At 59.8% G+C, this 24,157-nt stretch carries 20 protein-coding genes and 1 riboswitch; of the genes, 8 read left to right on the top strand and 12 right to left on the bottom strand.

What is annotated here, in order from left to right; translation table 11 throughout:
- Positions 1 to 148: 148 nt before the first annotated feature.
- The 11 genes from EYB53_RS12910 to EYB53_RS12960 form a co-directional block, all read right to left on the bottom strand.
- Positions 149 to 1,567 carry an MFS transporter gene (locus tag EYB53_RS12910; protein ID WP_135478588.1) on the bottom strand — a complete coding sequence of 473 codons (1,419 nt, stop codon included), beginning with the start codon at positions 1,565 to 1,567 and terminating at the stop codon, positions 149 to 151.
- Between the two features lie 186 nt (positions 1,568 to 1,753).
- Positions 1,754 to 2,563, bottom strand: a complete 810-nt coding sequence (locus EYB53_RS12915; protein ID WP_254151054.1) for an ABC transporter permease — start codon at positions 2,561 to 2,563, stop codon at positions 1,754 to 1,756.
- Positions 2,553 to 3,410, bottom strand: coding sequence for an ABC transporter ATP-binding protein (locus EYB53_RS12920; RefSeq protein WP_254151055.1), 858 nt, complete (start codon positions 3,408 to 3,410; stop codon positions 2,553 to 2,555). Before EYB53_RS12920 ends, EYB53_RS12915 begins: the two co-directional genes overlap by 11 nt.
- An 18-nt stretch (positions 3,411 to 3,428) precedes the next feature.
- Positions 3,429 to 4,463 (bottom strand): aliphatic sulfonate ABC transporter substrate-binding protein, encoded by a 1,035-nt coding sequence (locus EYB53_RS12925; protein ID WP_135478589.1) that lies wholly within the window; start codon positions 4,461 to 4,463, stop codon positions 3,429 to 3,431.
- Entirely contained in the window at positions 4,460 to 5,119 is a 660-nt protein-coding gene (lipB, locus tag EYB53_RS12930) for a lipoyl(octanoyl) transferase LipB (RefSeq protein WP_135478618.1), read from the bottom strand. The genes EYB53_RS12925 and lipB overlap by 4 nt, the downstream gene beginning before the upstream one ends.
- Before the next feature lie 26 nt (positions 5,120 to 5,145).
- On the bottom strand, positions 5,146 to 6,033 hold the full coding sequence (locus tag EYB53_RS12935) for a DUF58 domain-containing protein (RefSeq protein WP_135478590.1): 888 nt from the start codon (positions 6,031 to 6,033) through the stop codon (positions 5,146 to 5,148).
- A 9-nt stretch (positions 6,034 to 6,042) separates the two neighbouring features.
- On the bottom strand, positions 6,043 to 7,056 hold the full coding sequence (locus tag EYB53_RS12940) for an AAA family ATPase (protein WP_135478591.1): 1,014 nt from the start codon (positions 7,054 to 7,056) through the stop codon (positions 6,043 to 6,045).
- 262 nt (positions 7,057 to 7,318) lie between these two features.
- Positions 7,319 to 9,028 carry a DUF8809 domain-containing protein gene (locus tag EYB53_RS12945; protein ID WP_371879111.1) on the bottom strand — a complete coding sequence of 570 codons (1,710 nt, stop codon included), beginning with the start codon at positions 9,026 to 9,028 and terminating at the stop codon, positions 7,319 to 7,321.
- Positions 9,029 to 9,033: 5 nt separating this feature from the next.
- Positions 9,034 to 9,453, bottom strand: a complete 420-nt coding sequence (locus tag EYB53_RS12950) for a zinc ribbon domain-containing protein (RefSeq protein WP_135478592.1) — start codon at positions 9,451 to 9,453, stop codon at positions 9,034 to 9,036.
- Positions 9,454 to 9,541: 88 nt separating this feature from the next.
- Entirely contained in the window at positions 9,542 to 10,327 is a 786-nt protein-coding gene (gene tatC, locus EYB53_RS12955; RefSeq protein WP_371879112.1) for a twin-arginine translocase subunit TatC, read from the bottom strand.
- Positions 10,324 to 11,190, bottom strand: coding sequence for a twin-arginine translocase TatA/TatE family subunit (locus EYB53_RS12960; protein WP_167857384.1), 867 nt, complete (start codon positions 11,188 to 11,190; stop codon positions 10,324 to 10,326). Before EYB53_RS12960 ends, tatC begins: the two co-directional genes overlap by 4 nt.
- 304 nt (positions 11,191 to 11,494) lie before the next feature.
- Here EYB53_RS12960 and EYB53_RS12965 point away from each other — a divergent pair, with 304 nt between their 5' ends.
- The 7 genes from EYB53_RS12965 to EYB53_RS12995 all read left to right on the top strand — a co-directional run bounded on the left by EYB53_RS12965 (position 11,495) and on the right by EYB53_RS12995 (position 18,383).
- Positions 11,495 to 12,139, top strand: coding sequence for an ABC transporter permease (locus EYB53_RS12965; RefSeq protein ID WP_135478593.1), 645 nt, complete (start codon positions 11,495 to 11,497; stop codon positions 12,137 to 12,139).
- Between the two features lie 12 nt (positions 12,140 to 12,151).
- Entirely contained in the window at positions 12,152 to 13,090 is a 939-nt protein-coding gene (locus EYB53_RS12970; protein ID WP_135478594.1) for a glycine betaine ABC transporter substrate-binding protein, read from the top strand.
- Between the two features lie 90 nt (positions 13,091 to 13,180).
- Positions 13,181 to 14,164 (top strand): ABC transporter ATP-binding protein, encoded by a 984-nt coding sequence (locus tag EYB53_RS12975; protein ID WP_135478595.1) that lies wholly within the window; start codon positions 13,181 to 13,183, stop codon positions 14,162 to 14,164.
- Positions 14,161 to 14,784: an ABC transporter permease gene (locus tag EYB53_RS12980; protein WP_135478596.1), complete on the top strand. Its 624-nt coding sequence runs from the start codon at positions 14,161 to 14,163 to the stop codon at positions 14,782 to 14,784. The genes EYB53_RS12975 and EYB53_RS12980 overlap by 4 nt, the downstream gene beginning before the upstream one ends.
- A gap of 14 nt (positions 14,785 to 14,798) precedes the next feature.
- Positions 14,799 to 15,284 carry a hypothetical protein gene (locus EYB53_RS12985; RefSeq protein ID WP_097653607.1) on the top strand — a complete coding sequence of 162 codons (486 nt, stop codon included), beginning with the start codon at positions 14,799 to 14,801 and terminating at the stop codon, positions 15,282 to 15,284.
- Between the two features lie 498 nt (positions 15,285 to 15,782).
- Positions 15,783 to 16,919 (top strand): RNA polymerase sigma factor RpoD, encoded by a 1,137-nt coding sequence (rpoD, locus tag EYB53_RS12990; RefSeq protein WP_135478597.1) that lies wholly within the window; start codon positions 15,783 to 15,785, stop codon positions 16,917 to 16,919.
- 216 nt (positions 16,920 to 17,135) lie between these two features.
- Positions 17,136 to 18,383, top strand: a complete 1,248-nt coding sequence (locus EYB53_RS12995; protein WP_135478598.1) for a bactofilin family protein — start codon at positions 17,136 to 17,138, stop codon at positions 18,381 to 18,383.
- 74 nt (positions 18,384 to 18,457) lie between these two features.
- Here the strand turns inward: EYB53_RS12995 and EYB53_RS13000 are convergent, their stop codons facing one another.
- Entirely contained in the window at positions 18,458 to 21,196 is a 2,739-nt protein-coding gene (locus EYB53_RS13000; protein WP_167857385.1) for an MSCRAMM family protein, read from the bottom strand.
- A gap of 284 nt (positions 21,197 to 21,480) precedes the next feature.
- Positions 21,481 to 21,623, top strand: a riboswitch (cobalamin riboswitch).
- Between the two features lie 156 nt (positions 21,624 to 21,779).
- Here EYB53_RS13000 and EYB53_RS13005 point away from each other — a divergent pair.
- The gene (locus EYB53_RS13005; protein WP_135478600.1) at positions 21,780 to 24,113 is read left to right on the top strand and encodes a prenyltransferase/squalene oxidase repeat-containing protein; all 2,334 of its coding nucleotides are present in this window, start codon (positions 21,780 to 21,782) and stop codon (positions 24,111 to 24,113) included.
- Positions 24,114 to 24,157 lie beyond the last annotated feature (44 nt).

The raw sequence follows: 24,157 nt of genomic DNA on the forward strand, positions 1-24,157 counted from the left end.
GGCGCGGTGTAGGGGCACACTATCGCCCGTGCCCAGGTGTAGGGGCACACCCATCGCCGTGCCCAGGTGTAGGGGCACACCATCGCCCGTGCCCGTGCCCGGGTGCAGGGGCACACCATCGCCGTGCCCAGTGCGGGGCACGGCAAACTCACGCACCCGAAGAAGCCTCACTCGTCGCGAGAGCGGTCGCTAATTCCTCGCCGTGCGATTTGAGCCCCAGGCTCAACAAGAACATCACGCCCATGCAAACCGCCGAGGCAAAGTAGGCGATGGCGAGACCGGTCATCCCGCCGCCCCAGGCATCGGCAATCACGCCGAGCGTCGCAACAACGAGCAGGTTGCCGACACTGATGCCCACGTTCACCAGACCCTGCGCTGCGCCACGCTCTTCAAGGTTTACTTCGTTCAAGACAATCGTGCGCAGCGTGCCCCCGACGATAATGCCGACCCCCAGACCAATCAGCATGCTGGCAGGCAAAAAGATCCAGAGCCCCGCTGTTTCGGTGAGGCCAAGCAAGGCCGAGCCAAGGCCGGTTGTGCCAAAGCCGATCAGCATGACCATGCGCGAGCCGAGGGTATTGAGCAAGCGCCCAAAGATCACCGAGCCCGCCGATGATGCGATCACCAGGGGCAACAAGAGCAACCCGGCCTGCTCGGCGGCAATGCCTAGCCCGGCGACCGCCACCGAGGCGATGTAGATCACACTCCCCATGCCAAAACCAGCCCCGCAACAGAGGATGTAGGTCAGGCGAAGCTGACGTGAGTAGAAGAGGTGCAACGGTACAACCGGGCTAGCGGCGCGGCGCTCGACCATGATCAGCAACGGGACACAGAGCAACGCCAGGCCAAGCAACGCCGGCCAGAGCATCAAACCAAGCGCGTTGTCGAGCACCCGGTTGATCCCGAGCACCAGACTGGTCAACATCACTGCTACCACCACCACCCCGGCCCAGTCGAGGGGAGCCGGGTTTGCGGCCAGTTGTTTGCCGGGCAGGTTCCGCAGGCCGAGCCAGATGACCACTGCCGCGACCGGCAGGTTGATCAAAAAGATCCACTGCCAACTCAAGACCAGCAGAATCAGCGACGCCACCAGTGGCCCCAACAGAAAAGCCATGCCAAAGGTCGCCCCTAGCATACCGAGCGCCTTACCCCGTTCTTCACGCGGAAAAGCATCGCCCACCATCGCACTCGCGGTTGGCGTCACGCCACCCGAAGCAAAGCCCTGGATCGCTCGCCCAAGCAAGAGCACCGTAAAACTTGGAGCCATCGCAATGATCAACGACCCGAGCGCAAAGCCGGTAACACAAAAGAGGTAGACCGGGCGCCGCCCGTAGCGATCACCCAGGCCAGCCATCAAGGTCGTGCTGCTGAGCGTTGCCAGACTAAAGATGATCGTAATCATCCCGATCTGACTATTGTCAACCCCAAACACCTGGCGCAAGGCAGGCACCGCAGGCGCAACGACTGCTGTATCGAGCGCCGCCATAAAGACCCCGACAAAAAGAACCAGCATAATCCGCCGACGTGAGAGCGCATCAACTGCGGCATCAAGGCGCTGAGCGTGCATAGGAACTCCGTCCTACAACCTGTACCTGTGCTGGCCGTTGTCACCAGCACAAGCGCGACTCCTGAGGGCTACGCCCTCAAACCCTGCTTCTTCGCTGGAAGAAAGCTTCCTGGGGGCCTTAGGCCCCAAACCCACCTCCTATTATAATCAATCTTGCGACATAGTCAATCTTGACTATATCGCAACTCACGCCAGCCCCCAGCGTTCGCGGACACGGCGTTCGACAGGGGCAAAGAGGATCTGATCGATCGTGACACCGACGATCACGATCATCACCATGACGGCCATCACCTGGGCCGCATCGTTCAGATCACGCCCGGTCTGCAATAGATTGCCAAGGCTCAGGGTATAGTAGAGCAACTCGCCAGCCATGAGTGAGCGCCAGGCGAATGACCAACCCTGTTTGAGCCCGTTGAGGATCGCGGGGAGGGCCGCAGGCAAAAGCACCTGCGTATAGAGGCGTACCCCACGTGCGCCAAGGTTGCGGGCGGCTTTCAAGTAGACCGGCGGCGTATTCTTGACACCTGCTTCGACGCCGAGCGTAATCGAAAAGAGCGCCCCGAGCACCACCACAAAGATGATCGCCCGTTCGTTCAAGCCAAACCAGAGGATCGCCAAGGGCAGCCAGCACACACTCGGCAACGCTTGCATACCAAGCACCAGCGAGCCGACAGTCTCCTGGATGAGTTTGTTGCGCCCGAGCAGCAAGCCCAGCACGAGGCCAAGCGAGAGCGAGATGCTGTAGCCAATCGCGAGGCGGCGCAGACTCACCAGGGCCGCAGGCAGAAAGAGCCCCTGCGTGACCCCTTCCCAGAGCGCGTTGGCGACGATCAGGGGCCCGGGAAAGAGGTATGGCGGCCAGATTTCGAGGCGGACGATGCCTTCCCAGATGCTCAGCAGGATCAGGTAAAAGATAAGCCGTCGGATCCACGGCATGACTCTGGCCCGACCGAGACGCGATTGTTCGGCAAGCATGGTCGTCATTTCACCACTCATCGTTTGCCTCCTCATCGGGACGTTGATCAGCATGCAGCACCGCGAGGATCTCGCGGGCCTGGTCAATCGTCTGGTGATGTTCGAGACTCCGCGGGCGGGGCAGGGTGATGGAAAATTCTTGTATGATGCGTCCAGGGCGCGGCGAAAAGACAAGCACCCGATCACCGAGCGCCACCGCTTCCCGTACATTATGGGTCACAAAGAGGATCGTCTTGCCGGTGGCCGCCCAGATTGTTTCGAGCTCGATCTGCAACTTATCACGGGTCAGCGCATCAAGCGCCCCAAAGGGCTCGTCCATCAGGAGCACCGCCGGATTGAGCACGAGCGCACGGGCGAGCGCGACCCGCTGCCGCATACCGCCCGAAAGCTGATGCACATAGCTATGCTCAAACCCACTCAGATGCACGAGTTCCAGATATTCGCGGGCCATGCGCATCCGCTCGGCTTCAGGCATACCGGCCTGCCGCAAGCCAAAGGCGACATTGTGCTGCACATCGAGCCACGGAAAGAGCGCCGCTTCTTGAAAGAGCAAGACCCGGTCAATCCCTGGGCCTTGCACTTTGCGCCCGCCCGCCCGAATCAGACCACTCGACGGCGGTTCAAGCCCGGCAATGATGCTCAAGAGCGTTGACTTGCCGCAGCCACTCGGCCCGAGCAGGCAGATCAGTTCACCCGGTTTGACCTGCAGATCGACCGGGGCAAGGGCTTCGACCATACGACCACGGGCGAGAAAACGCTTGCTTACGCCAACAATTTCCAACGAGATCCCACCCGAAGGCTGCTCCGACGCATCAGCCATCCCAGCAACCGCATGCCCGTGCTGCGCCACGAGGTGTCGCTCCGCCATGTTTCGCTCCAATCGAGGCTATGGCAGCACCATTGGTGCCAGCCCCTGCCCTCCAAGCACCTTGTTCAGCAATGCAAGGTCGTAGATATTCTGGAGATCGGGCTCCGTTGCCCCCAGAAAGCCAAGTGCGTAGGCATGATCCGCTGCCTGCAAGAGGGTCGCGGGCAAGGGATCATAGGTAAACTCCAGGGTCGTGAGCGAACGTTTCAGCACCTCTTCGGGAAGTGGCCGCGTCGTGATGCGCTCGATCTCCTGGTTGATCAGCTGCGCTGCCGTTGCAGGCTGCGCTTGCATGTATTGTACGGTATCAACGTGCGCACGCAAGAAGGCTTCAACCAGATCGGGATGTTCACGCAGAAAACGGGGATGCACAACCACAACCGTGCTGATAAAACGGCCTTCGGGCCAGAGCGAGCGCTCATCGATCAAGACGGTGCCACCTGCTTCCAGTACCAGCCGCGAAACCCACGGTTCCGGCACCCAGGCGCCATCAAGATCGCCTTTGCGAAAGAGCGTCAGAATATCGGGGTTCTGGCTCGGCAAAATCGTGACGGTGCCGCCACGATCCGCCGGTTTGAGTCCGTACTGCTGCATCAGGTGGCGCAGGGCGACATCCTGGGTGCCGCCATACTGCGGGGTCGCGAAACGCTTACCAGCGAAATCGGGCGGCTCATTGATGCCCGCATCGGGGTTCACCACCAGCGCCGCGCCGCCCTCGGCGGCCCCGGCAATGATGCGCACTGCTTCGCCGTTGCTGCGCACATAGCCATTGATCGCCGGGTTTGGCCCGAGATAGCCAATGTCAACCTCGCCGGCAAAGAGCGCCTCGACCAGCGATGGGCCGGCATTGAAATTCGCCGTCACCAGCGTCACCTCTGGCCCAAGCGCCTCTTGAAACGTCCCCCGGGCGACCCCGACCAGCGCAATCCCGTGGGTGACATTCGGAAAATAGGCCAGGCGTACGCGATCGCCCGCAGGCAGGCGCTGCCCGCTGAGCGTGCAGCCTGCCAGCACCAAGAGCACCAGCAGACAAACGACATACCGCCGTTTCACTGAGTTTCCCGGGGCGCGCAGGTCACGCCAAAGAGCGCACAAAAGTGGGCCAGCACCCGCTGCTCAACGTCGACCAGGGCTGGCGCCGTGCCAAGCAGCGCCTCCAGCGAGGTCACGGCCCGATCGCTGATGCCGCACGGCACAATCTGCGCAAAACCAGCGAGATCAGGGGCGACATTCAGCGCAAAGCCGTGCGAGGTCACGCCGGACGCGCTGAGCCGCACACCGAGCGCACAGATCTTGGCGGTGCCTCCGTGGACCCAGACCCCCGTCAAACCGGCGACGCGTTCGCCCACCACGCCATAATCGGCCAGCGTGCGAATGATGACCTCTTCGAGCGTGCGCACATACCGCCCGAGATCAGCACCGTGGTGCGAAAGCTTGAGCACAGGATAACCGACGAGTTGGCCGGGCGCGTGATAGGTCACATCGCCCCCGCGGTCACTGGCGACCAGCGCAATGCCCCGTTCCGCCAGTTGCGCCGACGTGAGCAACACATGCGCAGGTTTGGCGCGCACCCCAAGCGTAATCGTGGGCGGATGTTCGAGCAAAAGGAGCGTATCAGGCACCTCGCCCGCCGAACGCGCCGCCACCAGACGCCGCTGCCAGGCCAGTGCCTCGGCGTACGGCACCAATCCCGCACGGATCAGATCCATTCGGCAGAGGGCAGCGTGGCTCGTCATTAGCGTAAGACCCCTCGTTTGCGCAAGCGCCCCAGCACAAACTCCTCGACAGGAACACCCGTATCAATCGGCAGGTAGACGATGCCCCGACCACTGCAAAAGCTCTCGATCTCATCTTGCCACGCCGCAAGTTGCTCGCGGTAGCGGCGCAGCAGATCAAGATCGGCACTAATCTCGACGGCTGGCCCGCCCTCGACATCAATCAGGCGAAAATCGCCATCCAGTTCAGGCGACAATTCCTGAGGGGCCAGCGTATGCATCACCGTAATCTCAAACGGACGCGACGACAGCGTCTTGAGGGCCTCTTGCCAGTTGGCATCAAGCAGATCCGAGCAGAGCAACAGTGGCCCCGGATTCCGCGCTGTCTGCATATAGCGCCGACAGGATTCGGTAAGGTTGCCGCCCCCACTGACCCCCAGGCGTTGGAGAAAGGTGAAGAGCCCAATAGCGCCCCGCTTGCCGCGTACACTCGGCATCTGCACCGGCGTCGCGCCAGCCGCAAACGCACTCACGCTCACCCGGTCAAGATTGCTCAACGCAATATAGCCAAACGCAGCGGCAAGCTTCGTCGCATACCGCAGCTTGTTCGGTGTCCCCCAATCCATCGAGGCACTTGTATCAACCAGCAGATGAACTGTCAATTCTTCCTCAGCCACAAAGAGCTTGAGAAAGACCCGCTCCATCCGCGCATAAAGGTTCCAGTCAATCTGACGGATATCATCGCCGGGCGTATAGGGGCGAAAATCGGCAAATTCAACCGACGAACCACGGCGCGGACTCCGGCGTTCACCCTGAATCTCGCCCGCCATCGCCCGCCGGGTCAAGATCATCAGCCGATCGAGCTTGCGCAAAAAACTGCTCTCGAGCAGAGGTTCGGTCGTGGTCATAGGGCCAGCCTATTCCTCTTTAATCGCCTCAAGCACCCCTTTGACCACCTCATCGGGCGAAATGCCTTCGGCCTGCGCCTCAAAATTGAGCACCACCCGATGGCGGAGGGCGGGGAGTGCGGCAAGCTTGAGATCGGCAAACGAGACATTATAGCGGCCATCAAGCAGCGCGAGGATCTTGCCAGCGAGAATAAGCGCCTGCATCCCACGCGGCGACGCACCATAGCGCACATATTGTTTTGTGACCGACGAAGCCTCACGGGTCTCGGGATGGGTCGCCGAAATCACCCGGGCCGCATAGGCGAGCACATGGCTCGCTATCGGTACCGTTCGCGCCAGATCTTGCATCTCGACAATCATCGCCCCACTCGTCACGTGACGGATCGTCGGCTGACGTTCGCCCGTGGTACGCTGCGCAATCTCAACCAGTTCAGCCGTGGTCGGAAAAGGCACATTGACCTTGAAGAAAAAGCGGTCAAGCTGGGCTTCCGGCAGCGGGTACGTTCCCTCCATCTCGAGCGGGTTCTGGGTCGCCAGCACAAAGAAGGGCGGCGCGAGCTTATGGATCGTCTTGGCGACACTGACCGTGCGCTCTTGCATTGCCTCAAGCAGCGCCGACTGCGTCTTGGGCGTCGCACGGTTGATCTCATCGGCCAGCACCAGATTGGCAAAGATCGGCCCCGGCTCAAAACGAAACGTCTTGCGTCCCTGCTCATCTTCACTGATCAGCGTCGTCCCAATAATATCGGCAGGCATCAGGTCGGGCGTAAACTGGATGCGCGAAAAACCGCAATCAATCACATCAGCCAGCGTCCGCACCAGCGTCGTCTTGGCAAGACCGGGCACGCCCTCAAGCAGCGCATTGCCACCGGCCATCAGCGTCACCACAACCTGGCGGATCAGTTCACGCTGCCCAACAATCACATTGCCCACCTCAGCTTCGATCATCTGGGCACGCCGACGAAATTCATCAGGACTAATCCGATTGACCGCCGCCGCGGCCTTAGGGAGAGCTTCACTCATTCTATCAATTCCTTACAACGTCCTTGCCAAACAACGTAATCGTCTGGCAAGGACGTTGGCATTGCTACCTTCATCTAGACGCTTAAGGCACGGTTTCAGGGTACTGCCGGCACCCCAGAGCAGTCCGTCGACGTTTCAGACAGTCTCTAAGGCCAATACTTTTCAAATAAGCTCACGCGAAAGGTTCGCTCACCTGCGCTAAAAACTTTGCGCCTTTGCGCCTTTGCGTCAAAACAACCGCCTTCTTTGCAAGGTATTGCCTCTAAGGCTCAAGCTGCGAAAAATAGTCGCGGACAAAATCTTTCAAATGGGGCGGAATATAACCACGATCGAGCGCTTCGCTAGCGGCCTGGCTATATTCGGGGAAGATCTGCTGATAGGGCACGACCGACGGGCTGTCCGTACCGGGAAGCGTACTCTGCCCCGGTCGCGTCTCGGTGGTTCCGCCTGAACCCTGCTGACCCTGGACAAAATCGGGGTCGCCCTGCAAACCCGATGGGCGGAAGGGCTGATAGACGAGGCCCTCGCTGCCTGAACCACTGCCTTGCTGACCTGAAGGTCGGTTTGGATCAACATTGGCCCCATTATTGCTCTGCCCGGCGCCAAGGTTATCGGCATTCGAGCCACCACCACCACCGGGTTGTTGCCCATCCTGGCCCTGACCCTGACCAGGCTGGCCCTGCTGACCCTGCTGGCCTTGCTGGCCCTGCTGACCCTGCTGACCTTGCTGGCCCTGCTGGCCTTGCTGAGCCTGCTGGCCTTGCTCACCCTGCTGGCCTTGCTCACCCTGCTGACCCTGCTGACCTTGCTCACCCTGTTGCGCCTGTTGGCCTTGCTGACCTTGCTGACCAGCCTCAGCGACCTCTTGACGTGCACCCTGCACTTCGGCAAGCGACTCCTGCGTACTCTGCTGGTTCGCCAGCGCTTCTTGCGCCTGGCGCACCTGATCAGCAGCCTGGGCAAGTTGCTCGGCGGCGCGCTGGGTATCGCCCTGTTCAAGGGCCTGCGATGCCTGCTGCAGATTCTGGGCCACCTGAGGATTTGCCGAGGACTGCTGGGCTGCCTGCTGCCCGAGTTGCTCGGCCAGTTCGGCGCGTTCAGCGTCACTCAACTGGTCAAGCTGGCGAGCCAGTTCTTCGAGTTGTTGCGCGGCCTGTTCAACACTCGGACGCTGCCCCGGCTGGTTGCCCGCCAGATTCTCCAGATTACGCGCCATCTGTTCCAACGCCGCCCGCTGCGCATCGCTATTCGGGTCAAGCCGCTGTTGCAAGCGCGCCTCAGCCGCCGACAGATCAGCCAGCGCCTCCTGGCGATCACCGGGATTGTTGCGCAACTGCTCTTGCAACGCCTGCAACTCGGCAAGAATCTGCTCACGATCTTCAGGCGAGAGCTGCGTATCTTCGGCGATCTGCTGCTGCAACTCGGTCAACTGCTGATCAGTCTGCTCTAACGCCGCTTGCACCGCCTCACGTTCGGCAAGCACAAGATCCTGGGGATTGGGCAGACCAAAGAGCAACAAGAGTGCGAGGGCAAGTGGAGCGAGCGACCAGAGCAACGGCTTACGAGCGACCCGCAGCGGCAACTGCCCAGCCTTGAGCGCCTGAGCGACACTGCCTGCATCCTCCTGCTGACGTTCACTCAACAGATCGTGCGCATCGCGGTCGTGCAACTCGATTGCCGTCGCCAGACGCTCACGCAGGCCAAGGATCAGGTCAACGCGGCGGGCGACCCGCACCAGCGGCAGCGGACGGAAGAGGCCATAGCCAAGGACGACCAGTAACCAGATCAGGAGTGGCAACAACGCCCACAACAGCAGGTTTGCAATCGGCATCAACCGCCCGAGCAGCGCCACCCCGACCATCGCCAGCGTCGCCACCCAGAGGCTCTGACTAGCAAACCAGAGTGTATCGCTCAAGCGGAGGCGCAACCCGAGTGGGCGCAACTGCTGCCGCATCTGATCATATGGTGACACGGTACTCAACCCTCTTTTTTCCAGACGTGCTTTTCAACAATTTGACGGGTCAAAGTGCCATGATCCCAGATCTCAACCACACGTTGACTCACAATCGTCACCGCCCCGAAAACAGCCTCGGCTTGCGGCAGCCCATTGGACTGCGTAAGGGCCATCGTTTGCGGTGCAACGGCAAGACTCGTCGGCTCACTACGGCGTCGCAACCAGGCGATCCCTGCCTCGACCGCAACAGCGGCGAGCCCCACGGCAACAGCTTTGCCCACCTGGCGCACCTGCGTGAGCGGGATCATCTGCCCAGCGATCACCAGGGCATCAGGCGGGCGTTGCGCCAGGGCATGCTGCTCAAGTGAAACCCCGCACGCCCCACAGAAACGATTTTCCATTGGATTGCCATGCTGGCACACAGGACAGATGCGCTCGACCATCCGCTTTTGTCCTCCCGTTTAACCTGACAGCGCCGAACAATCCCTCATTTGCAGTATAGCACTGTGCGAGGGCGCGGCGCAAATATGTTCAGCGTTTTGGCACAAAGCGCGCCATAATCGCTCCAAGCTCATAGAGCAAATACATCGGAATTGCCAGCAACGCCAGGTTGATGGGATCGCCCGTTGGCGTAATCAACGCGGCAATGATCACGACCGCCAGCACGGCAAATCGGCGATACTTTGTCAGTTGGCTGGCGGTGACAACGCCAAGAAAGGCCAGCACATAGATAATCACCGGCAACTCAAAAACAATACCGTTGATCAAGAGCAAGGTCGTAATGGTGCGAATAAAATTAGCAACTGATGGCTGACTTTCGATTAATTCTGAGCCTGAAAAGCCAATCAGAAATTGAATCGCCGTTGGCACCGTAATAAACCAGCCAAAAGCAAGACCAGCTGCAAAGAAAAAGGTCACAAACGGGAGCGAGATATAGATAATGCGTCGTTCGCGGTCGTTCAAACCAGGCACAATGAACGCAAGCAACTGGTAGACAATCACCGGCATCGCCATAATCAGGCCAACCGTCAGGGCGACCGTCATATAACTGGTGAACTCTTCGGTCGTTCCAACCGACTGCACAGGCGGGCGATCGGTCAGGGGCGCAAAGGTATTGATAATGAGATCAACCAGCTTGAACGGCCCCATCACCAGGAAAATACCGAAACCGACCCCAATGAAAATCCCAATACTCGCTCGCACCAGACGCATCCGTAACTCTTTCAGATGCTCAATGAGCGACATCGCTGGCTCATCTTCTGCAGCGTTACTGGGGGGCGATGGATTCGTGGTTGCTTGTTCTGTCTTGGTGGTCACCGTGACAACGTCTCCTGCGCTTGTACTTCAACCTCTGCCGACCACGACTCGCTCAAAAGGCCCCGTTCACGCAATTCAGCAACCAGATGGTGCAGTGCGATCGTCACAGCCTCAAGCTGTCCCACTAGTTGGGCGTGCTCTTCAACACTCAACGTAACCATCGCTGGCTGTGGCTCAGGCGGTGCGGTTACCTCATGCGAGTCAGACGTTTGCGGTTCAGCAATCGTTCCCTCAGTTGCTGGAACCGGTGCCCAGTCTTGCACTGAGTTGAGCACACCCGTAGGCTGGGTTGCCGCCATACGCGCCGGGCGTGGTGGGGCTGGCACACTCCCTGCGGCAGGTGTCGGCACAAGCGGGGGTGGCGCAGCAAGTTGCTCCCTCACTGTCTGGGTAGCCTCGGCGAGATCAGCGGGCGCAACAACACCATTCGATTGAGCCACCTCGGTCAGGTTTGGCACATCAGGCCCTATCTCAGCCCCTGCGCCCGCCTCACGCGGAGGCAGGATCGTCTGGGCGGGATCACCAGCTATCAGATCGGCGGCCTCAGCAGGCGTCGTCGTCGAGTCGGTCAAACGTAGCATCGGGCGCAATTCTTTGGGGAGACTGGTCAGATCAGGTGAAATATCGAAATGCTTGCGCGTACGCACCAATTCATCACGCAGGCTGGCAATCTCTTGCTCAAACTCAGCGCGCACCTCATTGATCATCTGAAATTCAGGTGATTGCTGTTGCCAGGCGAGAAATCGGGCCACATGCTTGCCCGCGAAGCGCCCTAGTTCAGGCAACCGCTCAGGCCCAAAGATCACCAGAGCGAGGCCAGCAATAATCAGCAACTCGGTCAAATGAATATTAAAAAACTCCATAGCTGCCTTTCGTCTCCAGGCTTGCTCTGGTACCATCTTACCATGATCAAACACACAGGTTGACAGCCTCTCTTCCGGTCTTATACCAATTACTATTGATGATGCCGCATTCTTGTCATTCCGAGCGCAGCGAGGAATCTGAGCGGGTTGCACAAGACCCCTCATCGTCATTCATCGCATCACAAAAATCAGAGTTAAGACAAGAAGCGGCCCAACATTTGACGTACATCGGTGATTGTGAGAACATACAAAGAAGGCCTTAGACGTCGTCTTTCCGCACAGGCTCCAGGAGTATCTTCATCTTATGATCGAACTGCTCGGCGAGGCATACGCCTACTATCTCGCCAATCAGACGCGCTTCTGGACCGAGTTTGGACGCCACCTGACCTTGAGTGGGACGGCCCTTGGCATCAGCATTCTCGTGTGCCTGCCACTGGGGATCTGGGCTGCCCGTCATGCAGCCAGTGCGCAGTATCTCATCAATGCGGTTGGTGCGCTGCGCCTTGTTCCCAGTCTGGCGATCCTCTTTCTGGCCCAACCCTATCTCGGCACTGGTTTCGCCCCGGCTTTGATTGCCCTCACGGTGCTGGCTCTCCCCCCGATCTTGATCAATGTCTATGCTGGACTGCTTGGCGTTGAACGTGCCATCGTGGAAGCTGCCCAAGGGATGGGCATGACGGTGCAGCAGCAATTGCTGCGGATCGAACTGCCGCTCGCGTTACCCGTCATTCTGGCGGGAATCCGGATCGCAGCGGTTGAAGTTATTTCAAGTGCGACGCTGGCCGCCTTCATCGGGGCGGGTGGGCTCGGGATTTTTATTACGCGTGGCTTTGCCCTCTTCGAGCCACGCATTATGCTGGTTGGTGCAGTGCCTATTGCGCTGCTCGCCCTAGGCAGCGATCTGCTGCTTGGTCAGGCCGAGCGATGGGCAACTTCGTATCGTTCATAAGGAGACATCGTGATGAGAACTTTGTTGCGCGCATGGCGTCCGGGAACACTGATCCTGCTGCTTGTTCTGGTACTGGCCGCCTGTGGAGGTCAGCCAGCAGCTGGGCCGGGTGGCGGGCAACCTGCCAGCCCGACGATCAAGATCGGCTCGAAGAATTTTACAGAATCACTGCTCGTCGCTGAAATGTACGCCCAGATGCTCGAAGCCAATGGCTTTACCGTCGAACGCAAACTCAACCTGGGGGCTACGCCAATCGCCCATACCGCCCTGACCAGTGGCGAGATTGACCTCTACCCTGAGTATACGTCAACCGGTCTGCTCGAGGTACTCAAACAAGAGCCGATTGCCGATGCGGCTGGCATTCTGGCCGCGCTACGCGAAGGCTACGAAAGCCAGTTCCAAATCACCTGGCTCGAACCCGCCCCGTTCAATAATACCAATACCTTTGCCATGACCGAAGCACGGGCTGCCGAGTTGGGCGTAACGAGCTTTTCCGACCTGGTACCCTTGTCGGGCGAATTGCGGCTTGGTGGGCCACCCGAGTTTCCCGAGCGTGAGGATAACAAAGCCGTGCTCGCGCTCTATGGCTTTGATCCGAAGTTTGGCGGCGACAACTATGTGCAACTCGATACCGGTGGGTTGCGCTATGAGGCGCTCGTCCGTGGTGACGTTGAGGTTGTCGTCGCGTTTGGGACGGACGGGCAACTGGCCGGGCTCGGCTTGCGCCCCCTGGTCGACGATAAAAATGCCTACCCAATCTATCAAGTGAGCCCCGTGATTCGTCAGGCAACCCTCGAGGCCAATCCGACCATCACCGATCTGCTCAATCGCCTCTCAGCATCCCTGACGGGCGAAGTGATGTCGGGGCTCAACTGGGAAGTTGACGGGCCAGACAAGCGCGAAGTGCCTGATGTCGTGCGTGATTTCCTGACCAGTCAGGGCTTGATCTAAAGGTTCATCTTCACTGCTGGGAGCGAGGGCGTCGCGCCCTCACTCCCAGCAGGAAGATGAACCTGCACATTAGATCTAAGGGTTTCATCCATGAGCATGCTCGTTGCTGACGAACTGACCAAACTCTTTCCTGGTGAAAGTCAGCCAGCCGTTGATGCGGTCAGCTTTACGGTTGAGCCAGGTGAATTCATCGTCTTGCTGGGTCCTTCGGGATGCGGCAAGACGACCCTGCTCAAGATGATCAACCGGCTGTATGAGCCGACGAGTGGCCGGTTCTTCATTGAGGGCGTGGATGCACACGATATGCCGGTCACCGAGTTGCGACGGCGCATTGGTTATGCCATCCAGCAGACCGGGCTCTTTCCGCATCTGCGCATCGCACAGAATATCGCGGTGGTGCCCAGGCTGCTTGGCTGGCCGCGTGAGCGCATCGAAGCGCGTATCGATGAGTTGCTCGATCTTGTTGGCTTGCCCCGTGAGTTTCGCCAACGGTATCCACGGCAACTCTCGGGCGGGCAACAACAACGGGTCGGCCTGGCTCGTGCCCTGGCCGCTGATCCGGCGATGATGCTTATGGACGAGCCGTTCGGGGCGCTCGATGCAATCACGCGTACCCGCCTGCAAGATGAGTTGATGGCAATCCAGCGCAAATTGCACAAGACGATTCTCTTTGTCACGCATGATATCGAAGAAGCGCTACGCCTCGCTGATCGGGTGATGGTGATGAAGGATGGACGCATTGTCCAGTTTGCCACGCCCCTGATGCTCCTCGCTCAACCAGAAGATCCCTTTGTGGCCGAGTTGACTGGTGCGAGCGATCTGCTCCGTCAGTTGAGCCTGATTACCGTCGAGCGAGCCCTCGCGCATCCTGGTCTCCAACCGTCGACCGATGAGACTGCTGACCTGACGCCGCTGCATCCGCAGGATGACCTGCGTTTGGCCTTGACCCGCCTGCTCAGCGTCGGTGACGAGGGGTTGGTCGTCGTAGAGGACGGGCGGACGTGTGGGCGTTTGACGCTGAGCCATCTACAAGCAGTGCTACGTGACCCAGCACTCCTGGGAGCACAACGATGACCTACCTGGTGCAGAACTGGCGCTCGGTCGGCAGCCTAGTCGTCGAACACCTCTGGCTCACGCTCTCGGCGCTTGCCATCGCCCTGGTCATCGCCGTGCCCACGAGCATTCTGCTCGTACGGATTCCACGGCTGCGTGGGCCGGTGCTCGGGTTGCTGGGGGTACTCTACACGATCCCCAGTCTCTCGTTGCTGGTCTTGCTGATCCCACTGCTGGGCCTGGGCTACTGGCCGGCAGTGGTCACGCTCGTCATCTATGCCCAACTGGTGCTGGTGCGCAATCTTGTCGTTGGCCTGACCGAAATCGACGCCGCGATCCTCGAAGCAGCCAATGGCATGGGCATGAATGGATGGCAACGGCTGATCATCGTTGAATTCCCGCTGGCCCTACCGCTCTTGCTCGCCGGGCTCCGCATCGCGACGCTTTCGACCATTGGCATTGCAACAATTGCCGCCTTTATCAATGCTGGCGGCCTGGGGATGCTGCTCTTTGACGGTGTCCGCAGCAGCAACCAGGAAAAGATTGTCGCTGGCGCGATCGCCGTCTCACTGCTCGCGTTTGGGGCCAACGCCCTGCTGCGCCAGGTCGAACGCTGGTCACGGCGCGGGTTGGATGCGTAACCACAGGATATACCGTGAGCTTCCTGACGATCCTCGAAATCGCGAGCTATATAGTCACCATTATTGGCCTACCCTATGCCATTGTGATCTATCTCCGCGAACAGCGCCTGGCCGAACAACGTGACGAAGAAGCCGTCTATCTCGCCCTGATTGATGAGTACGTCCGCTTTCAAAAACTCATTCTCGAGCACCCCGATCTCCACCTACGCATGATCGGCACAGCGCCGCCACTGAGCGACGATCAGCAGGAACGACGGCTGATCATCTTTGACATCCTCGTCTCGCTCTTTGAACGAGCCTACATTCTCGTCTACGAAGAGGAGATGCCCCCCCGTCAGCAGCGTCTCTGGCGCTCGTGGGAGGGCTACATGCGTGAATGGTGTCGGCGCGAAGAATTTCGTACCACGCTGCCGCTGCTGCTTGAAGGCGAAGATAGCGACTTCGCGACCCACATTAGCCGCATCGCTGCCCAGGAAGCCGCACGCAAGCAAGCGGGGTAACCGTCTGCCTCAGCGGTAGGTGCCGCGTTGACGGCCACGACAAAAGCTGCAATCGCCCGATAACGGTCGCTCTAAGGGGGTTGACTTTCCCCATGCGATAGTGCTATAGTAGCAACCAGTACATCAACGGGGTGCCAGGATCGCGTCCCTTCGATTGTGTGATCCTGATGGGGTTGGAGCTACCCAGCTCGGCCCTCTCTTTATGCTAATGCAGGTCATACTATGGCACAGGGGCCAGAGTGGGGTAATAAACTCGCTCGGGCCTTCATCGTTCTTTGGCATTGCGACGCCATAATGATCGTGTTATGCTGAAGAGTCTCTCCTTGCGCAGGGTGAGCGTTGATATCGCAAGTTGGCAGGAAAGGCTTGACAGCATGTGTATGATACAAGTACATACGACTGCTGTTGACAGCACTTGTTACGGCGAGTGGTGTCAGGCGTTTCCTGGAGATTAGGATGGTAACGCAGCACAAACTATCCACACAGGAGTCGGGTCTGATGATCGAGCGGCTGTTAGAGCTAGCCCGGGGTCGTGGGTATCTCACGTATAGTGAGATCCTTGGAGCGTATCCGCAACCAGAATTTGAAGTTGCAGAGGTTGATCAACTCTACGCTAGATTGCAAGCTGAGGGCATTAAAGTCATTGAGTCGGCGGCCGATCTGGAAAAAATCACCGAACTCAGTGATGAGGAACCTGCCAGCGACCTGCATGATCTGGCTGACATCGCGTTTGATGATCCTGTCCGGATGTACCTTCAGGAGATTGGACAGGTACCGCTGTTGACTGCGGCCCAAGAGGTGCAACTCGCCAAGGCGATGGAGTCTGGCGATGCGGCGAAAGTCGCCCTCGAACGCGAAGAGTATGCGACCAGTCGCGAGCGCCTCTTGCTTGAGCGCGCGTTTGCCCAGGGCCAGGAGGCACGGCAACATTTGATCCAGGCCAACCTCCGCCTGGTTGTTTCGATTGCGAAAAAATACACGTCGTATGGCCTGACCATGATGGATCTGGTGCAAGAGGGCAATATTGGCTTGATGCGTGCCGTCGAGAAGTTTGATTATACCAAGGGGCATAAGTTCTCGACCTATGCTACATGGTGGATCCGACAGGCGATTACGCGGGCTATTGCGGATCAGAGTCGCACGATCCGGCTCCCTGTGCATATGGGTGAGGCAATTAGCCAGGTCAAACGCACGAGCCACAAGCTCCAGCAGTCGATGCAGCGTGAGCCAACACCAGAAGAGATCGCTGAGGCAATGGGGATCAGCGCTGGCAAAGTGCGCCGTACCCTCGAAGCAAGTATGCATCCGCTCTCCCTCGAAATGCCGGTTGGGCAGGAGGGTGAAGGACGGATGGGCGATTTCATTGAGGATGATCGCATCTCGACACCTTCTGAGGCCGCCGCCGTTTCGATGCTGCGCGAGCAGATCGAAGAGGTGCTGCAAAAACTTCCCGAACGCGAGCGCAAGATCATTCAACTGCGCTATGGCCTGAAGGATGGCCGCTATCGCACGCTCGAAGAGGTTGGCGTGGAGTTTGGCATTACCCGTGAGCGCATTCGCCAGATCGAGGCGGTGGCCCTGCGTAAGCTGCGCCATCCCCATCTGGGCAAGAAGTTGCGTGGGTACCTTGATTAGGGCTGTCGCCCTCCAATTCGGTGTTTCGCTCATCGAAAAAGCCAGCATAGCTGGCTTTTTCGATGAGCAACACAAAAGTGCTAACAGGCTGCCTGAAATGTCGACGGGTTGCTCCGGAGTGCCGACTTTAGCCGGCTAAAGCCGGCACTCCAACGGCACACCACGTGGTGGCGAACGGTGCTGACACTCTTTTCAGCCAGCCGCTAAGGAGTTTCTATGCGGACAACGACAAGGTTCTGGTTGCTCGTGCTCTGCGTCGGTGGGCTGGCCTTGCTGATCAGTCGCCCAGCGGTCGCGGCTGAACTGGCGAATACCGAGGTCTATCGCTTAGAGGCTGGTCAGGTCGTGACCTCTGATTTGATCGTTACCGCAGGTGAGGTCTATATTGATGGAACGGTTGAAGGCGATCTTGTCGCCTTTGCCGGCCTCGTTGAGGTAAATGGGAGGGTTGAAGGCGATCTGCTCGCGCTCGCGGGCGAGGTGCGCATCAATGGCGTTGTGGGTGACGATCTGCGCGCCGGTGCCGCCGGGGTGATCATTCATGGTGAGGTCGGTGACCACGTGCTCGCTGCAGCAGGTGGAGGCGATGGCCCCGCAGGTTTTGTCCCACCTATCGGTGGACGAACGGTGCAGCAGGGCTTTGTCGTGGCATCCGATGCTCGGGTTGGGGGCGGCGTGATCGTGGCTGCCGGTGGGGTGCAACTTGAGGGCACTGTCGGCGATGATGTTCTGGTGGCAGCCGGTAGCGCCGTGCTCGCAGGCACGGTAGAGGGCAATGCGCAGTTGAGCGTGGGCGCGTTGGACGTAGCCGACACCGCCCGTGTGACTGGTCAGTTGACCTATACCGCGCCTGAAGAGCTCAGCCTCCCTGATCAGGTCGCCGCCGAGATCCGCTTTGAACCAGAGGCCACGAGCGCGACGACTGGTGGTGGGTCAAGTCTCTTTAGTCAGGCGCTGCGCTTGCTGTTAGTGCTGCTTGGTTTTACCGGTGCCGCATGGTTGCTGTTGCGTTTTGCGCCCCAGGCCCTGGCGACACCTGCCGGAGCCATTATGATGAGCCCTGGCAAAGCCCTGCTCTATGGCCTCGTGGCCGCACTCTTACTCGTAGGCTTGCCCTTGCTCTCAACCCTGATCGGTGTCATCTTGCTGCTCTTCTGGGGGCCTCTGCCTGCGATCATGTTTGGGTTCTTTTTAACCGGTGCCCTCGTGCTTATCTGGACACTCAGCCCACTTGTTACGGGTCTCTGGCTTGGGCAGGCCATCTTCCAGGCAACGGGGCGCTATGCGAGCCGCCTGGCAAGCCTGATGCTGGGGGTTACCGTCATTGTGTTGCTTGGCATGGTGCCATTCCTGGGATGGTTCATCTATCTGCTCAGCTTCCTCTTTGCCGTTGGCGGTACGCTCCTGGCCCGGAATGCGGCCCTGGCACGGCGCTCTGAGTCGATGATAGGCGCACCAGGCTAGGGATCTATACGGATGCACGCAAAAACGGCCAGCAAAGCTGGCCGTTTTTGTGCGCATCCGCGAGCCATCAGAAGCTATGGCGCAAGATCCAGTTGCAGATCTTGTTCGACCGTGGTACCAATCACGACCGTCACGGTTGCGCTGGCGACGGCACTCGTGTAACGGCGAACCGTCAGCAGCGGCGTCGCTTCGGTGTAGACATCCAGCGTCACTTCACCAGCCGGCAGGCCAGCCAGGTCGTACTGGCCGAAATTGTCAGTGACCACACTGCCGACGGCGTTGCCGTTGACCCGTGCCACCACCGCGACGCCAGCCAGGCCTTCGCCTGAAGCGACGGCACTGACCCGGCCACTGATTGCGCCACCAAGCTCAAGCGCAAAATCACGCCTGCTTGTCCCCAGTGAACGCGGCACGATGAACGCTTCGCCATCGGTGCTCTGATAGCGCTGCGTCGTTGCATCCGGCGAGAGCCGTGTGGCATACCGGACACGGTAGCGCCCACCGTCAACGGCCGGTGAACTGAAGGCCCCCGTTGCGTCGGTCAAGGTCGCCCCGATGACACTGCCGGTCAAGTCATCTTCAAAGATCACGATGACCTGGCTCAGCGGTGCGCCGGTATCAGCGGCGGTCACCGTGCCAATGATCTGATGGCCGCGATTCAACGTAATATCGCGGTTGCTCAGGTTTTCGCCTGCGCCAAGCACAAGCGGATCGAGCGCGCTGTTGAAGAAGGCACGCACCTCGGCATTGGGTGATCGGCTCGCCAAGAAGCGCAGCGTATACTCGCCCGCCTCTAGCCCGCCCATACGGTAGCCACCGGTTGCATTGGTGCGCGCCAGCCCACGGATGATGTTGTTGCTATCTGTAGCTACGACGAGAACACCGGCAAGCGCATCAGCGCCATCGCCGCTGACCGTTCCCGTGATGCTGCCACCGGCAACCAGTTCGGCATCAACATTCGAGATCAGCAGGCCCTCGGTGACAGTCACAGGGTTGCTTGCATAGAGTGCCCCACCATAGCCGAGGGTGGTAGTCACTGATGCAAAACTGGTCACAAACTGCACGCGATACGCACCAGGGATGAGTGGCTTGCTGACATAGGTACCATCGGGATCGGTCTGGGTCACGGTGACAAATGGGAATTCAGCCTCATTTGCCCCAAGGCGGGCCAGGACAACAATGACCCCACCAAGCCCGGCCTGACTGTCAGCGGCCTTGACCGTGCCACGGATGGTGCCGGTTTGCGTCGAAGCCGGCAGAGCGATGGGCGCAACCGGACTGATCGCACCTGCCGTCACGGCCACATCGGCCAGCGTCGTTGAACCAAAAGCCCCACTCGTGGATATGGCCCGATGATCGAAGCGCAGCGTGTAGGTGCCGGACGGTACGTTATCCAAGGTGTAGGTACCGGTTTCGTCGGTGAGAGTCCCGGCAACCGAGTTCTCATCAGCATCAACCGCAGTCACCCGCACAGCGCCCACGGGCGCGCCATCGGCAGTCACGGTTCCGCGCAAAGCACCCACCGCAGGCAGCAAGAGATTAACCTCGGGCGTCAAATTCGGCTCGGTGACCTGCACCGGGTCGCTGCTGACCGTGCCGAACAGCGCCAACGCCGGATCGCCTGTTGCACCGGGCAACGCTTTGACAGTATAGGTTCCCGTCTCTAAGCCAGTTGCAATGGTATAGACGCCATCAGTAATAGTGCGCGTGACGGTGATGATGTCACCCTGGCTATCCAGTACTTCAACGACAATCCCGGCCAACCCGGTTCCCGTTGCATCACGCACGGTACCGGCGAGACCGCCCGTGCCGGCGAGAACAGGGGTTGCAGGAATTTCAAAGGCACTCACGGGCAGCGTCAACTCAGCCCCGCCTGCCATCCCGGGCATCGTCGCGGGCTGACCATTGATCTGCACAATGAAGGGGGCCACATTCTGCACCGAACTGCTCATCCCGTGGGCCACCATGCTATAGAAGCCCGCCTGGGTCAGCCCACCCGAGCCAAAGGTAAAGCGGATATTGCCCTGGGCATCGGCGTTCCCAGTGATTGAGAGGGGCATCACCCCGCCACCTGGCATATTGAGCCAGGTGCGGAACTCTTCGCCGGGCAGGAAGCGTGACCCCTGGAAGACATGGGCCGTCCCAATCGGGCCACGATCCGGCGAAACACCCATGGTAAAGATGCCGCCGGTTGTGCTCTCATCATCATTGGCAAGGACTTCCACTTCAGCCAGGTTCGAGTTACAGGTCTGGACTGGTGTACAGCGGAAGACCGCAAAAAGGGCAACCCGTGACTGCAACGGCGCATCGCGGCGCACAAAGAAATTGATCCGCCCGCGACGTTCTTCACCGGGCGCGATATTCCGCACTTCGACGGTCACGGTGCTGCCATCATGGGCAAGGTAACGATCCCCAGGTGCTGGGCTTACCGACGTAAAGGAAAGCAAGCGCGACTGATAGACCAGTTGCAGGGTGTCGCTTGCAATCATATCAGTAGTGCTCTGGTTACGAAAGCGATACTCAACCGACAGCGTTGAGCCGCGTTGCACCTGGGACAACGGTACCGGGCGAATCGTCACCTGGCGCGCAGGGAATGGGGGCGGGGGTGGAGGCGGCGGGGGTGGAGGCGGCGGCGCGGGCGGTTGCGGCAGGGCCGCAAAGGGGAGGTAGGCGGTCAAGCCACCTGACGAAAGGGTTCCTTCCTCAGCCGTGGTCGAGGCAACCCCTATTGCCATCCCGACCATGCCCATCAACAAAGCAACGAAAAGGAACAGACGTAACGAACGAAACACACCATCAGAACGTAGCTTCATGCTAAAACTCCCAATACAGATTCATCGACACTGCACATAGGGCGATGTCCCACAACTCCAGTTGCGCTTGCGAAGGGCGAGCTCACGCCGCCCCGGGCAAGCACTCCAGGAATCATTCTACCAGATATGGCCCTTGGATTTCTTCTACCTTGCGGATAGGTAGGTTTTTTTGACGCAAAGGCGCGAAACGGCGCAAGTTGACGCCGAGGTAATCCGGTGCTATAGTAGCACGGCGTTGCATATGCTTCACAAAAGAGGTGCGACGCGGGACATTTTCCAATTATATATTCCAGTCAGATAGCGGTTCCTCTGGTTTTACAATCAGGGTGAAAGCCGAAGCCGGTGTGAGTCCGGCACTGTCGCGCAACTGTAATGCCTCCCTCAAAGGATGCAGAGTCAGGTCGAGCGCCGCTATCTTTGCTGACCTTTCCTTCGCGTAATCTGAGGAAGGCGGACGAGTATGACTGACCCGTAGGAGAACCCCCCGGTCCCGCGATCGTGGCCCTGCCGGTACATGCACAGCGACCGCCCGACACTTTTGTCGTGCGGTCGCTGTTTGTTTGTAGTGTGAGGAGTGTAGGCAATGCATCAGGTTCGTTTGTTCGTGCTGGCCTGTGGTCTGGCAGTATGTACGTTGCTTGGTTTTGTTGGTGTCGCTACGGCCCGCGTTCCTGCCGTTGCCCCAGTAGCTGCACCCGCGGCTTTTGCGATACCCCGGACGAGTTATCCCATTCTTGATACGGCCCCGATCACCCGTGCGCTTGTGTATCTGGATGGTGCCCAGCGCAACGATGGCGGTTTTGTTGGCTTTACCCCCGGCCAGAGCGATGATTTCACGAGTGTTAGGGTGGCCTTTGCGCTTGGTGCAGCCCGCCTGCCTGGTGACTATCTGCTCAGTGACGAGGGCAAGAGCGTCCACGATTATTTGACCACCCGCGCCTATAGCTATACGCACGATCTCCAGGGGCGCCCGCTGCCCGGTCGTCTCGGTATGCTGATTATCGCGGCGGTGGCCGGTGACGCGAATCCGATGGCCTACGGGACGGATCCTACCGCGCAGCCGCTCGATCTGGTTGCCGCGCTGACGGCAACCTACCAGCCTGCGACGGGCGCGTATAGCAGCACGGCATCGCTCGGCTTTTCCAGTGGTGCCGCCGGCCCACTGAATCAGGCCTATGCGCTGCTCGGTCTGGCGGCAGCACAGCAAGCTTTGCCTTCTGAGCAAGCGCTGACCTACCTGATTGATCTGCAAGATACCGATGGAAGCTGGGGCTTTGGTTTTGGGGGCGATGTTGATACGACCGCGTTGATTGTCCAGGCGCTGCTTGCCAATGGCGTTGCCCCGACCGCGCCGGTGATCCAGGATGCGCTCGGCTTTCTCGCCGCAAGCCAGATCGATGATGGGAGCTGGGGCTTCGATGGGACGCCGAATGCCGACTCGACGGCTGCCGTGATCCAAGCCGCCGCCGCCGCCGGTTTCTTCCCGGTGACCTTGAGCTGGCAGGCGGCCAATGGCAATCCGCAGACGGCGCTGCTGGCCCTGCAACAGGCTGATGGCGGTTTTGGCAATGCGCTTGGCACGGCCAATGCGATCCCTGGGCTGGCCGAGGCGCCACTGCCGATCTTTAGTAGCCGCCAGCGGGCCGAGCGTGCGCTTGCCTGGTTGCAGACAACGCAGACAAGCAGTGGCGGATGGGCTTCGTTTGGCACAACGCCCGACGTCGGGGCGACGCTCGATGTCATCTTGGCCGTTAGCGCGGCAGGCTTTGCACCCGACAGTGTGAGCCAGCCCGGTGGAGCGTCGGCGCTCGCCTTCTTGCGCAATCAGGTCTTGACCTATACCCGTGTGATCACCACCGCTGGCGATGTCAGCACCAATCTCTTCCCGGCTGCGACGGGCAAGGCGCTGCTTGGCATTGTTGCGGCAGGCGAAGATCCGACCGCCTTTGCCGCCAGCCCTGGCGTCACGCTCAATCTCGTCACCGATCTTCAGGCAACCCTCCAGCCTACTGGTGCCTACAGTACCACCGCTGTACGTGGCTTTAGCAGCGGGGCGGCAACCCCGCTCAGTCAGGCCTTTGCCATCCTGGGCCTGCGTGCGGCAGGTGAAGCTATTCCCGACGAGGCCATTGATTTCCTGCGTCAGCGCCAGAATGCCGAAGATGGCTCGTGGGGCAGTGTTGATACCACCGGCCTGGTGATCCAGGCGTTCGTTGCCGCCGGGGTCGCGCCAAATGATCCAGCCATTGCCGCGGCAGTCGCCTTCCTGCGCAGCCAGCAGGATGCGCTCGGTGGCTGGAATAATCCCAATTCGACGGCCTACGCTATCCAGGGCTTGCTCGCCGCTGGCGAAGATCTGCGCAGCGATTGGCGCAAAGCTGGACGCAGCCCCTTCGACGCGCTCGGTCTCTATCAGCGGCCCGATGGCCCGCTGACCTACACCTGGGAAGAGGGTTCGTTCTTTACGCCGGGGACGTCGAATGCCTTTGCCACGTGGCAGGCTGTGCCCGCGCTGCTCGCCCGCAGCTATCCGCTGCCGACAGGAACTGATCTGACACAGTATGTCCCGGTTCTGCGCGGCCCCAATCCAGACCGCCTGGTCGTGCGGCCAACCACAGGGCGTTGGGGCAACAGCATTGCCGTCAGCCTCCCCTTTGGCGGTGATCTCAATGGTGACGCTACTGCTGAACTCGAATGGCGTGCCGCCGGGGCAAGTGAATGGCTCACAGCGACGCTGACGCGGGCACCTGGCGTCTTTACCGCGACGCTGCCCGTAACCATGCCGCGAACCTACGAACTACGCACGATTGTGAACGACAGCGATGGCGTGCAGGCAGGCAATGCCGTAAGCACAACCCTGACGACAGTGACAACGGTTGAGCCGTTCCGAACGTATCTTCCGCTTGTGTTGCGGTGACGGGTTACCATTCACGCCCGTCCGCCCCCTCCCCAGCCCTCCCC

This window comes from Candidatus Chloroploca mongolica, assembly GCF_004762035.2.
GTDB lineage: Bacteria > Chloroflexota > Chloroflexia > Chloroflexales > Chloroflexaceae > Chloroploca > Chloroploca mongolica.